A 12727-nucleotide genomic window follows, 5' to 3' on the forward strand; every position below is an offset into this window, starting at 1 on the left:
GGGGTTCCACGGGGGACTGTCGCTCACGCAGATCGGTCAGGGGACGTCCGTCAGCGCAGGACCACCACGCCGCGCGACGCGAACCGGACCACACCGGCGTCGACGCTCGCCTCACCGAAGCGGTAGAGCTCCTCACCGGTCGCGTCCGGGACGGACACCTCGGCAGCGTCGTCGGCGAAGTTCACCACGACGTGCACCGGCGCCGCGTCGGGCCCGAGCAGACCGCGGGTCAGCACGAGCCAGCGGTCGTCGCCGTCGAAGCGGACGGCGTTCGCCTCGTAGCGGTGGTCGACGAAGGCCTGCTCGGTGCGGCGCAGCGCGACGAGCACGCGGTAGGCCCGGAGGATCCGTGCACCCCGCTCCGAGGTGACGTCGGCCCAGTCGAGCTTCGAGTTCGAGAACGTCGTCGGGTCCTGCGGGTCCGGGACGACCGATTCGTCCCAACCGTGCTCCGCGAACTCGGCGATCCGACCCTTCGCCGTGATCTCGCCCAGCGCCTTCTCCGGGTGGGAGGTGAAGAACTGCCACGGCGTGGTCGCGGCGAACTCCTCGCCCATGAACAGCATCGGCGTGAACGGGCCGAGCAGCGTCAGCGCCGCGGCGATGACGAGCGACTCGTCGTCGAGTGACGCCGCGAGCCGGTCGCCCGCGGCGCGGTTGCCGATCTGGTCGTGGTTCTGGTTCGCGACGACCAGCGCCGTCGCGGGCGACGTCCCGCGGTCGATCGGTCGACCGTGCCGCTTCCCGCGGAACGACGACCAGGTGCCGTCGTGGAAGAACCCGTGCTCCAGGACCTTCGCCAGCGCCGAGAGCGGTGCGAAGTCGGCGTAGTAGCCGTTCGTCTCGCCGGTGAGCGCCACGTGGACGGCGTGGTGGAAGTCGTCCGACCACTGTCCGGTCAGGCCGTACCCGGAGGCCTCCTGCGGACGGAACATGACCGGGTCGTTGAGGTCCGACTCGGCGATGAGCGAGAGCGGGCGCCCGACGAACTCCGAGTACGACTCGGTCTCGGAGGCCATGACCTGCAGCACGTGCGGGCGCGTGGTGTCCCGGATCGCGTGCACCGCGTCGAGCCGGAGTCCGTCGACGTGGTGGTCGCGGAACCACATCCGCACGTTGTCCAGCACGTACCGCCGGACCTCGGGGTGCTCGACGTTGACCGAGTCGCCCCAGGTGTTCCCGAGCCCCTGCAGCAGGTACGGACCGTACAGCGGCAGGTAGTTCCCGCTCGGGCCGAGGTGGTTGTAGACGACGTCCTGGATGACCCCGAGGCCCAGCGCGTGGGCGGTGTCGACGAAGCGGTCGTAGGCGTCGGGACCGCCGTAGGGGTGGTGCACGGCGAACCAGCCGACCCCGTCGTAGCCCCAGTTCCACTCGCCGTTGACGGCGTTGACGGGGAGCAGCTCGACGAACTCCACGCCGAGCTCGACGAGGTGGTCGAGCTTCGCGGCCGCAGCGTCGAGGGTGCCCTCGGGCGTGTAGGTGCCGATGTGCATCTCGTAGATCACACCGCCGCGGGCGGGACGGCCCGTCCAGGCCTCGTCGGTCCACGCGAAGCGCTCCGGGTCGACGACCTCGGACGTGCCGTGCACCCCGTCCGGCTGGTACCGGCTGCGGGGGTCCGGACGGACGTCCTCGTCGTCGTCGATGCGGAAGCCGTAGCGGGCACCGACCACGGGAGCGACCTCGTCGGTGCTCCACCAGTCGTCGTCACCGCGGGTCAGGGCGTACTCGACGTCGTCGACGACCAGGCGCACGCGCTCGGGGTTCGGCGCCCAGACGGCGTAGCGGGCGGGAACGGTCATGCGTGACCCTCCAGGATCTCGATCTCGGCCTGCTGGTCGGAGACGGCGGTGCCGTCCGACCCGGAGGCCGCGGGGGTGGTCGTCGACGTGGACGAGGAGGCAGCGGCCGCCCCGGCGTCGGCGAGGTCGGCGGGCACGAGGAGCGCAACCGGCAGGTCCGTGAGCAGCTCGGCGAGCGCGATGCCGCGGGACGCGGGGAACCGTCGACCGGTGAGCAGGTCGACCCGGTCGAGCGGCACCGGGTGCACCAGGGTGTCGCCCCAGCCCCCGACCCGCTCGAGTCCGACGGGCAGGCGTGTCGCGACGGTCACGGCACCGCCACGGTCGAACGCCAGGACGTGGTCGGCGGCGCTGCCCGTGGCCTCGAGCCCCAGGTAGCGGGTGAACAGCTCGGGGTGGTCGCGGCGCAGGCGCAGGGCCCGGCTGACGACGAGGGTCTTCACGGCACCGTCGAGTCCGACGGCCGGCAGCCGCTCGGGGCCGTCGTCCTCGGGGCCGTCGAGCCCGGCGAGCACGTGCCGGAGCTCGGCGTAGTCGACCGGTCGGCGGTTGTCGGGGTCGACGAGCGACCGGTCCCAGCCCTCGGTGCCCTGGTAGACGTCCGGCACGCCGGGCATCGTCAGCTGCACGAGCTTCTGGGCCAGCCCGTTCGACCACCCGGCAGCGTTGATGACCTGGTCGAGCTCGTCGAGCACGGCCACGACCTGCGGATCGTCGAACGACGCGTCGACGAGCGCGTGCATCTGCTCCTCGAACGCCTCGTCCGGCTCGGTCCACGTCGTGCTGTCGCCGGCCTCGCGCGACGCCTTCTCGGCGTAGGCGTGCAGGCGATCGCGGCTCGCAGGACGTGCACCGACGATGGCCTGCCACAACAGGTCCGCCATCACGGCGTCGTCGAGCGGGGCCAGGGATCGCAGCCGCGCGAGCGCGTCGGCCCACTCGGAGCCGAGCTCGGCGAGCACGCTGATGCGCGCACGGGTGTCCTCGCTGCGCTTCGTGTCGTGCGTGGTGAGCGTCGTCATGGTGTGCGGCCAGCTGCCCTGGCGGTCGCGCTGGGCCTGGTGGAAGTCCTCCACCGAGACGGCGAACAGGCTCGGGTCTGCGCCGACCTCGCTCAGGGTGGTCAGGCGCGACGTGCGGTAGAACGCGGTGTCCTCGACGCCCTTCGCCATCACCATGCCCGACGTCTGCTGCAGCCGGACGGCCGCGGCGTGACCGGGGTCGACGAGCGCCGGTGCGATGCGGTCGATCACGTCGTCGAGGTCCGGGCGGGCCTCGGCGGCGCGTTCGAGGGCGTCGATGAGGTGGTGGACGCCCTCGGGCAGGTACGTCCGGTAGACCTCGAAGGACGCGACGATCTCGGCGACGGCGTCGACGACGCGGTCCTCGGGCACGTCGGGTGCCACGGGGGCGAGGAGCCGTGCGAGCCGGCGGACCTCGCTGCCGAGGATGCCGTCGGCGATCCCGCGCCGGGTGTCGTGCGTGAGCTGCTGCCAGTCGGCGGGCTCGGCACCGGACGCGGCGGTGAGCGCCGGTTCACCCGCGGGGTCGACGAAGACACGGTCGACCACGGCGAGGGCGTCGTAGCCGGTGGTGCCGTCGACCGGCCACGACGACGGGAGCTGCTCGCCGGGCTCGAGGATCTTCTCGACGAGCGTGTACGCGCCGCCGGTGAGGTCGTGCAGGTCCTGCAGGTACCCGGCGGGGTCGTACAGGCCGTCCGGGTGGTCGATGCGCAGGCCGTCCACGAGCCCGTCGCGGAACCAGCCGCCGATCGTCGCGTGGGACGAGGCGAACACTTCGGGCTCCTCGACGCGGATCGCCGCGAGGGTGTTGACCGCGAAGAAGCGACGGTAGTTGAGGTCGTGGTCCGCGCGCTTCCAGTGCACGAACTCGTAGTGCTGACGGGCGTGCACGGCTGCGACGTCGTCACCGTCCTGCACGGTCCCCTCGGCCGCCGGGTAGGCGGTCTCGCCGACGTACAGCCGGCCGTCCCGCAGCTCGACCGCGTCGAGCAGCCGGTCGTCGAGCACCGGGATCCGGATGCGCCCGTCCCCGGCCTGCCAGTCCACGTCGAAGGCCCACGCGACGGGGGAGCCCTGTCCGGACTCGAGCAGGGACCACCACCACGGGTTCGCCTCGGGAGTGGCGACGCCGACGTGGTTCGGCACGATGTCGACGAGGACGCCCAGCCCGGCGGCGTGCGCGGCCTCGGCGAGGGCTCGGAGCGCGGCGTCGCCGCCGCGCTCGGTGTCGACGTGCGAGTGGTCGACGACGTCGTAGCCGTGCTGCGACCCGGGCTCGGCCTGCAGCACGGGGGAGAGGTAGACCCAGTCGGCACCGAGGGTGCGGATGTGGTCGACCACGCCCCGGGCGGCGTCGAGGTCGAAGTCTGCGGTGACCTGCAGCCGGTAGGTGGACGTGGGGACGCGGCGAGCGCTCACGCGGTGGCTCCTGTGGGATCGGGTTCGGGTTCGGTGTCAGGGGAGTCGGGGTCGGCGTCGGTCTCGTTGACCGGGTCCGTTGCGGACGTGCCCTCGGCCGACGCCGTCAGCTGTTCCGCCCCGGACGGAGCAGCGTCGGACGGTTCCGCGCCGGACGGTGCAGCGTCGGACGGTGCAGCGTCGGACGGTTCCGCCCCGGACGGTTCCGGGTCGGTGGCGGACGCCGCCGTGGACGCCGCGGGGTTGGTCGGGGTGGACTGCCGCCCGCCCTCGACCGACTCCACCTGCGTGGTGGTGACCTCGTGGTCGGGCTCGGCACGGAGCACGATCATCGAGCGCGCCGGCACGTCGAGCGGGGTCCCGGCGTCGAGGACCGTCTCGCGGGCGCCGGGTTCGGCCGTGTCGATCCGGACGGTCCACCCGGGCGAGTACTCCTCGGGCGGCAGGGTGAAGGTCACGACGTCGTCGTGTGCGTTGTAGTACGTCAGGAACGCCACGTCGGTCACACGCTCGCCCCAGCGGTCGCGGCCGCGGATGCCCTCGCCGTTCAGGTACATGCCGACGCTCTTGCCGAAGCCGGAGTCCCAGTCCTCGGGGTCCATCGCGTCGCCGGACGGGGTCAGCCACACGACGTCGGGCAGTGGCTCGCCCTCGCCCCGGCGCACCGGACGACCGTTGAAGTACCGGGTGCGGCGGAAGGTCGGGTGGTCGTGCCGGAGCTTCACGACGTCGGCGGTGAACTGCACGAGTTCGTCGTCGGCGTGCTCCCAGTCGATCCAGCTGATCGCGGAGTCCTGCGCGTACACGTTGTTGTTGCCGTGCTGGGTGCGGCCGAGCTCGTCGCCGTGGGCGATCATCGGCACGCCCTGGCTGAGCAGCAGGGTGGCGAGGAAGTTCCGCCGGCGCTGCAGTCGGAGCGCGGCGACCTCCGGGTCGTCCGTCGGCCCCTCGACGCCCGAGTTCCACGACCGGTTGTGGCTCTCGCCGTCGTTGTTGTCCTCGCCGTTGGCGTCGTTGTGCTTCTCGTTGTACGCGACCAGGTCGTACAGCGTGAAGCCGTCGTGGGCGGTGATGAAGTTGATGCTCGCCTTGGGCGTCCGGCCGTCGTGCTCGTACAGGTCGGCCGACCCGGAGATGCGCGAGGCGAACTCGCCGAGCGTCGAGGGCTCGCCCCGCCAGAAGTCACGCACGGTGTCGCGGTACTTGCCGTTCCACTCGGACCACTGCGGCGGGAAGTTGCCGACCTGGTACCCGCCGGGCCCGACGTCCCACGGCTCGGCGATGAGCTTGACCTGGGACACGATCGGGTCCTGCTGGACCAGTTCGAAGAAGGCCGCGAGCCGGTCGACCTCGTAGAACTCGCGGGCCAGGGCCGCGGCGAGGTCGAAGCGGAACCCGTCGACGTGCATCTCGGTGACCCAGTACCGCAGCGAGTCCATGATGAGCTGCAGCGAGTGCGGGTGCCCGACGTTGAGCGAGTTCCCGGTGCCCGTGGTGTCCATGTAGTACCGCTTGTCGTCCTCGACCAGGCGGTAGTACGCCGCGTTGTCGATGCCGCGGAAGGACAGCGTCGGCCCGAGGTGGTTGCCCTCTGCCGTGTGGTTGTAGACGACGTCGAGGACGACCTCGATGCCGGCACGGTGGAGCTCGCGCACCATCGCCTTGAACTCCTGCACCTGCTGCCCGCGGTCGCCGGACGACGAGTAGTGCGAGTGCGGCGCGAAGAAGCCGATCGTGTTGTAGCCCCAGTAGTTCGACAGCCCCTTCTCCTGCAGCGTGGAGTCGTTGACGAACTGGTGCACCGGCATGAGCTCGAGCGTCGTGATCCCCAGGCGCTTGAGGTGCTCGATGACCGCCGGGTGCGCGACACCGGCGTAGGTGCCCCGTTGCTCCTCGGGCACGTCGGGGTGCGTCTCGGTGAGGCCCTTGACGTGCGCCTCGTAGATCACCGTCTCGCCGTAAGGGACCCGGGGAGCCCGGTCACCCTGCCAGTCGAAGAACGGGTTGATGACGACGCCCTTCATCATGTGGGACGCCGAGTCCTGGTCGTCGGTCGAGTCCGGGTCGCCGAACGTGTACGAGAACAGCGCCTGGTCCCAGTCGATGTCCCCGCTGGTCGCCTTGGCGTACGGGTCGAGGAGCAGCTTGTGCGGGTTGCCGCGCAGTCCGTTCGCCGGGTCGTACGGGGCGTGCACGCGGAAGCCGTACTCCTGCCCCGGGGCGACGTTCGGCAGGTAGGCGTGCCAGACGTGTGCGTCCACCTCGACCAGGTCGACGCACTCCTCGTTCCCCGCGTCGTCGAAGAGGCACAGTTCCACGCGGTCGGCGACCTCGCTGAACAGGGCGAAGTTCGTGCCGCTGCCGTCGTAGGTCGCCCCGAGGGGGTACGGGTTGCCGGGCCAGGTGTGCAAACAGTCCTCCAGGTGTGGGTTCCGCCACGGTATCGGCGCGGGCCGTCCGCGTCCGCAGACAAGCCCCAGGGGTGGACGGCCGCAGGTGCTCGCCGGCCTGTGGAGGAACCGCCGAGTAGCCTCGCGCGCATGGCCAACATCGTGAGTCAGATCGCAGACAAGGTGCGCCCCGTGGGCGTCTCGACCAACTACGGCGAACCGGTCGAGGTCGGGGACCAGACCCTCATCCCGGTGTCCATCGGCTGGTTCGGCTTCGGCGCCGGCGGGGACGACGAGAACGGCGGCGGCGGTGGCGGCGGGGCGTCGATCCCCGTCGGTGCGTACGTGCGTCGCCCGGGGCAGGACCTGCAGTTCGAGCCGAACCTGATCTCGCTGCTCGCGGTGAGCATCCCCACCATCTGGGTGACCGGCAAGGCCCTGAGCAAGGTGATCCGCGCCCTCAAGAAGTGACCCACCGGACGGGAGGCCCGTGGCGACGCCGCCACGGGCCTCCCGTCCGTCACGCGGTCGCGACCGCGTCTAGACTGCTGCCACACACACGGGAGTCCGGGACCGCCGGGCTGAGAGGGAGCGAACGGCGCTCCGACCGTCGAACCTGATCCGGGTCATGCCGGCGCAGGGAGGAGTCAGCAACCATGCCTGCATCCACGCAGTCCGCAGCACCGTCCACCACCGTCAGGCGCTCGTTGCGCTGGCGGGTCGTCGACATCGTCGTCGCGAGCGTCCTCGCCGTCGCGATCGGTGTCGTCTTCAAGCTCTGGGAGTTCGGCTACGAGCCGATCAGCGCCGTCGCCGCCCTGGTCCTCCCCGGCACCCAGGCACTCTTCGGCGGGGTCTGGCTGCTCGCCGGGCCGCTCGTCGCCATCGTCGTCCGGAAGCCCGGGGCCGCGCTCTACGCCGAGATGGTCGCCGCCAGCGTCGAGGCACTGCTCGGCACCCAGTGGGGGTGGCTGACGCTCGAGGCCGGTCTCGTGCAGGGCCTCGGGGCCGAGGTCGTGCTCGCACTGTTCCTCTACCGGGCCTACCGGCTGCCGGTCGTCGTGCTCGCCGGTGCCGCCGCGGGGCTCGCCCTCGGCATCAACGACACCGTGCTCTGGTACCCGGGGCTCGACGCGGCGTTCAAGACCGTCTACGTCGTGTCCGCCGTGGTGTCCGGGGCCGTGATCGCCGGGCTCGGTTCGTGGCTGCTCGTGCGGGCGCTCGCCGCGACCGGCGTGCTGTCCTCGTTCGCCGCGGGGCGTGAGCACGCCCGACGGACGCACGCGACGACCCCGCAGGAGTCGTCCGCCCCGACCGGCGCGACCGTTCCGCTCGACGGAGCGCAGTCCGGCACCGCGACGCCTGCTGCCGAGCAGGCCGAGCGCGGGTCCCGCGCCGCCCGGTGACGGCCGTGTCGTCCTCGGGGGCGGCGCGGATCGCCTTCCGTGACTGGGGCTGGCGGTACGCCGGGCGCGACGCGTGGGCGGTGCGCGGTCTCGACCTCGTCGTCGAGCCGGGTGATCGCGTCGCGGTCGTCGGCCCCTCGGGCGCCGGCAAGTCGACGGTGCTCCGCGCGGTCGCAGCGGTGCTGGCGGACGAGCCGGACCCCGACGACGACACCGCCGCAGCCGTGCAGGGCTCGGTCCTGGTCGACGGCGCCGACCCCCGCGCGGTCCGCGGGCGCGTCGGCCTCGTCATGCAGGATCCCGAGGCCCACACGGTGATGTCGCGCATCGGCGACGACGTGGCCTTCGGATGCGAGAACACCGGCGTCCCGCGGGCCGAGACGTGGGAACGCGTCCGGCACGCGCTCGGGGTCGTCGGCCTCGACCTGCCGCTCGACCGGTCGACGAGCCGGCTCTCCGGCGGGCAGCGGCAGCGTCTGGCGCTCGCGGGCGTGCTCGCGATGCGCCCCGGCGTGCTCGTGCTCGACGAACCGTGCGCGAACCTCGACCCCGAGGGCGTGGCGCAGGTCCACGACGCCGTGCGGGCGCTGCTCGACACCAGCGGTGCGACGATGCTCGTGGTCGAGCACCGGATCGGCACCTGGCTCGACCTGGTCGATCGACTCGTGCTCCTCGAACCCGGGGGCGGGGTCGTCGCGGACGGGACCCCCGCGTCGGTGCTCGCCGAGCACGGTCCGGCGCTGACGGCGGCCGGCGTGTGGGTGCCCGGTGCCGAGCCGGCGCGGGGATCGTCCCGGGCCGGCGGCGGACGTCCGGTCGCGCCGTCGACCGGTGCCGGCCGTCCGGTCGCGCCGTCGACCGAGCGAGCGGGCGGATCAGCACCGGGAGCGCCGGTGGCCGGGGGCGCCTTCCGCCCGCGCGACGAGGAGACGGCGCTGCTCGAGGCGCGGGGACTCGCGACCGCGCGCGGGGGCATCCTCGGACGTGCCGGCGGGACCCGTGTCGGCAGCGGGATCGACCTCGGGGTCCGTCGCGGTCGGGTCCTCGCGGTCACCGGTCCGAACGGCGTCGGCAAGTCGACGCTCGGCCTCACCCTCGCCGGGCTCCTGCGGCCGTCCGGAGGGACACTCCTCGCGACGCCCGACCTGGCCGGGGACGCCGGTGAAGCGCCGATCCGGTGGACGAGCCGGCAGCTCGCCGTCCGGATCGGGTCGGTGTTCCAGGACCCCGGACACCAGTTCGTGGCGCGCAGTGTCCGCGAGGAGCTCGGTGCCGGACCGCGCGCGCTCGGGCTGTCGGACGCCGACGCGCGGGTGGAGGAACTCCTCGACGCGTTCGGGCTCCGGCACCTCGCCGACGCCAACCCCTTCACCCTGTCCGGCGGTGAGCAGCGGCGGCTCGCGATCGGTGCCGTCGTCGCCTCGCGGCCGCCCGTGGTCGTGCTGGACGAACCCACCTCGGGCCAGGACCGTGCTACCTGGCAGGCCGTGGTCGACCTGCTCGGGGCGCTGGCGGAGGCGGGGACGGCGCTCGTCGTGGTGACGCACGACCGTGACCTCGTCCGTGCGCTCGACGCCGACGAGGTCGTGCTCGCCGCCGACGGTGCGAGGGCCGTGCCGCCGGCCGGAACCGCCGTCCCGCCGGACGGACGCAGTGGCCCCTCGGCCGGACCCGGCGCCCCGTCGGCCGGACCGGACGCCCCGTCGACCGGACCCGGCGGACCCCGACCGACCACGGAGGTGCACCGGTGACCACCCCGACGACCCGCGCCGGTGCGGGCGGGCGAGCCGAGCCTCCCGGCCGGACGCGCCGCGGTGTCGCCGGCGTCCAGCCCGTCGCCGCGATGCTCGGCGTGCTCGCACTCGGCCTGTGCCTCGTGACGAGTCTCGACGTCGTCTCCGCGGCCGTCGCGCTCGCGCTGGAGCTGCTGCTCCTCCCGGTGCTCCGGATCCCGCCGCGGACCCTGTTGCTGCGGGCGTCACCGGTGCTCGTCGCCGTGCCCCTGACGGCGCTGAGCATCGCGCTGTACGGGCGGCCCTCCGGGCGGGAGTGGTTCGACCTCGGCTTCGTCCACGTCACCGACGGGTCGCTGACGCTCGCGCTGGCGACCGCGCTGCGGGTCCTCGCGGTCGGGCTGCCGGCCGTCGTGCTCTTCGTCGGGGTCGACCCGACCGACCTGGCCGACGGGCTCGCACAGCTGCTGCGGCTGCCGGCCCGCTTCGTGCTCGGGGCCCTGGCCGCGGTGCGGATGACGACCCTGCTCGGCGAGGACTGGCGCCAGCTCGCCAGGGCACGCCGCGCACGGGGGCTCGCCGACCACGGGCGACTGCGGCGCGGAGCGTCGATGGCCTTCGCGCTGCTCGTGCTCGCACTCCGCCGGGCGACCACGCTGGCGGTGGCGATGGAGTCGCGCGGCTTCGGCGCTCCCGGTCCCCGGACGTGGGCGCGGCAGGCGCGGTTCGCGGGACCGGAGTGGGCGATGGTCGCCGTGCTGGTGGGGATCGGTGTCGCGTCGATCGGGGTGGCCGTGGCTGCGGGGACGTGGCGTGCCTGAGCGCGCGCGGCCGGCCGCGACCGCCTCGGGTGCGGTCGCCGGGGGAGCGGTGCCGGATGTGACGGCCCGGGGTGCGCGGCCGGACGCGACCGCCGGGGGAGCGGCACCGGACGCGGCGCTCGTCGAGGGGATCGCCGCGGCCGCGGCCGGCGCTGCTGCCGCCACCGGACGACGGCTCGTCGTGCTGGTCGACGGGCGCTCGGGCACCGGGAAGACCACGCTGGGCGACGCCGTGGCGGCACGGCTCGGCGCACGGGTCGTGCACCTCGACGACGTCTACCCCGGGTGGGACGGCCTGCGCGCGGCCGCCGACGCGGTCGTGTCCGACGTGCTCGGGACACCGTCGGGGTACCGGCGCTGGGACTGGGAGCGGTCCGAGCCGGCGGAGTGGGTGTCGATCGAGTCGCACGTGCCGCTGGTGGTCGAGGGGTGCGGGGCGCTCTCCCGGGGGTCCGCTCCACATGCGACCCTCCGGGTGTGGCTCGAGGCGGACGACGACGTCCGACGCGACCGGGCGATCGGCCGCGACGGCGAGGTGTTCGCCCGCGAGTGGGAGCGCTGGGCTGCCCAGGAGCGTGCCTTCATCGCCGCCGAGGCGCCCGCGGAGCTCGCGGACCTGGTGCTCAGGACGTAGTCGGTGTGGTCGCCGGCGAGACCCGGGCTGACCGGCGTCCCTCGCGGCCCGGAGCCCGAGCCCCGTCGCTCAGCCCGAGACTGGCCCACCGGCACCGGCACCGGCACCGTCACCGGCACCGGCACCGGCACCGGCACCGGCCGCCCGGGCGTCCGCCCGCCGCCCGTCGCGCACCGGGTCGACCGCGAACACCGCGGCCACGACCGACAGCACCGCGTACACGCCGAGGTACGCGCACAGGATCCACGGCGAGCCCCCGCCCACCTCGACGAACACCGCCGCGAGCAACGGCGTCAGTCCCACCGAGAAGATCGACCCGATCTGGTACCCGAGGCTCATGCCCGAGTAGCGCCGCCCGGTCGGGAACTGCTCCGCGAACCACGCCGCCTGCGGACCGTAGATGCTGTCGTGGAACACGCTCATGCCGATCAACGCCACGAACGGCAGCAGCACCAGGGGCCCGGCGTCGAGGAACGCGAAGAACGGCCAGATCAGCACGCCGATCCCGATCGCCGACCCGATCGCGAGCGGCCGGCGCCCGACCCGGTCGGACAGCCACCCCCAGAACGGCGTCGACACGAGCGACACCGCCGAGATCACGAGCACCGCCTGGAGCCCGGCGGCCGAGCCCTCCTCGCCGCGCTTCGCCCCGAGGTAGGTCAGCGAGTACGTCGTCAGGATCGAGTAGAGCGCCGGCTGGACGAGCCGCAGCCCTGCGGTGACGAGGATCGACCGCGGGTGCCGACGGACCGCCTGCCACACCGGGAACCGCTCGACACCGCCGGACGCGCGCAGCGCCTGGAACACCGGGGCGTCCTGCACGCCGAGCCGGATGACGAGTCCGACCGCGACGATGACCGCGGAGAACAGGAACGGCAGGCGCCACCCCCAGGCCAGGAACGCCTCGTTGCCGAGCAGGGTCCGTACGAGCGTGAATACCCCGGTCGCCAGCAGCATGCCGCCCGCGGACCCCATCTGCGTGAACGCCCCGAACAGTCCCCGGTGCCGCGTCGGCGCGTGCTCGACCGACAGCAGCGCCGACCCGCCCCACTCCGCTCCGGCTGCGACGCCCTGGAGCAGTCGCAGCACCACGAGTGCGACCACCGCGCCGACCCCGATCGTCGCCGCCGAGGGGATCACCCCGATGAGCGTCGACGCGATGCCCATCAGCACGAGGGACGCCACGAGCAGCTTCTTCCGCCCGATCCGGTCGCCCAGGTGCCCCGCCACGATGCCGCCGAGCGGCCGTGCGACGAAGCCGACACCGTAGGTCGCGAAGGACGCGATCACACCGACGGCCGGCGTGACGGACGGGAAGAACGTCGGGGCGAACACGAGCGCCGAGGCCGTCGCGTACAGGTAGAAGTCGTAGTACTCGACGGTCGTCCCGACGAACGACGCGAGCGCGACGCGACGTCGGGTCGCGTTCGTGGACGGAGACGGGGGACGGACGGGAGGCGCGGCTGCGGTCGTCTGGGTCGGCATGCCTCAGGA

At 73.2% G+C, this 12727-nt stretch carries 9 protein-coding genes and 1 riboswitch; of the genes, 5 read left to right on the plus strand and 4 right to left on the minus strand.

What is annotated here, in order from left to right:
• Window positions 1–50: 50 nt before the first annotated feature.
• From treZ to glgX, 3 genes are read right to left on the minus strand one after another with little or no spacing between them, the layout of a single operon-like run.
• Window positions 51–1805 carry a malto-oligosyltrehalose trehalohydrolase gene (gene treZ / locus NI26_RS04590; RefSeq protein ID WP_066653008.1) on the minus strand — a complete coding sequence of 585 codons (1755 nt, stop codon included), beginning with the start codon at window positions 1803–1805 and terminating at the stop codon, window positions 51–53.
• Window positions 1802–4249, minus strand: coding sequence for a malto-oligosyltrehalose synthase (treY, locus tag NI26_RS04595; RefSeq protein ID WP_066653011.1), 2448 nt, complete (start codon window positions 4247–4249; stop codon window positions 1802–1804). Before treY ends, treZ begins: the two co-directional genes overlap by 4 nt.
• Window positions 4246–6660 (minus strand): glycogen debranching protein GlgX, encoded by a 2415-nt coding sequence (gene glgX / locus NI26_RS04600; protein WP_066653022.1) that lies wholly within the window; start codon window positions 6658–6660, stop codon window positions 4246–4248. The genes treY and glgX overlap by 4 nt, the downstream gene beginning before the upstream one ends.
• Window positions 6661–6789: 129 nt before the next feature.
• On the opposite strand from glgX, the gene NI26_RS04605 reads away from it, so the two are divergent.
• The 5 genes from NI26_RS04605 to NI26_RS04625 all read left to right on the plus strand — a co-directional run bounded on the left by NI26_RS04605 (window position 6790) and on the right by NI26_RS04625 (window position 11233).
• The gene (locus NI26_RS04605) at window positions 6790–7110 is read left to right on the plus strand and encodes a hypothetical protein (protein ID WP_058727630.1); all 321 of its coding nucleotides are present in this window, start codon (window positions 6790–6792) and stop codon (window positions 7108–7110) included.
• A gap of 78 nt (window positions 7111–7188) precedes the next feature.
• Window positions 7189–7300, plus strand: a riboswitch (TPP riboswitch).
• Window positions 7296–8045 carry an ECF transporter S component gene (locus NI26_RS04610; protein ID WP_081984718.1) on the plus strand — a complete coding sequence of 250 codons (750 nt, stop codon included), beginning with the start codon at window positions 7296–7298 and terminating at the stop codon, window positions 8043–8045. (Overlaps the previous riboswitch by 5 nt.)
• Before the next feature lie 5 nt (window positions 8046–8050).
• A complete protein-coding gene (locus NI26_RS04615) occupies window positions 8051–9796 on the plus strand; it encodes an ABC transporter ATP-binding protein (RefSeq protein ID WP_235426516.1) in 1746 nt (581 codons plus the stop codon).
• A complete protein-coding gene (locus NI26_RS04620; protein WP_066653024.1) occupies window positions 9793–10599 on the plus strand; it encodes an energy-coupling factor transporter transmembrane component T family protein in 807 nt (268 codons plus the stop codon). Before NI26_RS04615 ends, NI26_RS04620 begins: the two co-directional genes overlap by 4 nt.
• Window positions 10592–11233, plus strand: coding sequence for an ATP-binding protein (locus NI26_RS04625; RefSeq protein WP_235426519.1), 642 nt, complete (start codon window positions 10592–10594; stop codon window positions 11231–11233). The genes NI26_RS04620 and NI26_RS04625 overlap by 8 nt, the downstream gene beginning before the upstream one ends.
• Window positions 11234–11302: 69 nt before the next feature.
• Here the strand turns inward: NI26_RS04625 and NI26_RS04630 are convergent, their stop codons facing one another.
• Complete coding sequence (locus NI26_RS04630; RefSeq protein WP_066653026.1) at window positions 11303–12718, minus strand: MFS transporter; 1416 nt, start codon at window positions 12716–12718, stop codon at window positions 11303–11305.
• Window positions 12719–12727: the final 9 nt, after the last annotated feature.

Origin of the sequence: Curtobacterium sp. MR_MD2014 (assembly GCF_000772085.1) — a bacterium.
Classification (GTDB): domain Bacteria; phylum Actinomycetota; class Actinomycetes; order Actinomycetales; family Microbacteriaceae; genus Curtobacterium.

What these genes read in the sequence shown, in the direction of transcription:
- treZ (WP_066653008.1), bottom strand. Translation starts at nt 1,805, where the DNA reads ATGACCGTTCCCGCCCGCTACGCCGTCTGGGCGCCGAACCCCGAGCGC.
- NI26_RS04605 (WP_058727630.1), top strand. Translation starts at nt 6,790, where the DNA reads ATGGCCAACATCGTGAGTCAGATCGCAGACAAGGTGCGCCCCGTGGGC.
- NI26_RS04610 (WP_081984718.1), top strand. Translation starts at nt 7,296, where the DNA reads ATGCCTGCATCCACGCAGTCCGCAGCACCGTCCACCACCGTCAGGCGC.
- NI26_RS04630 (WP_066653026.1), bottom strand. Translation starts at nt 12,718, where the DNA reads ATGCCGACCCAGACGACCGCAGCCGCGCCTCCCGTCCGTCCCCCGTCT.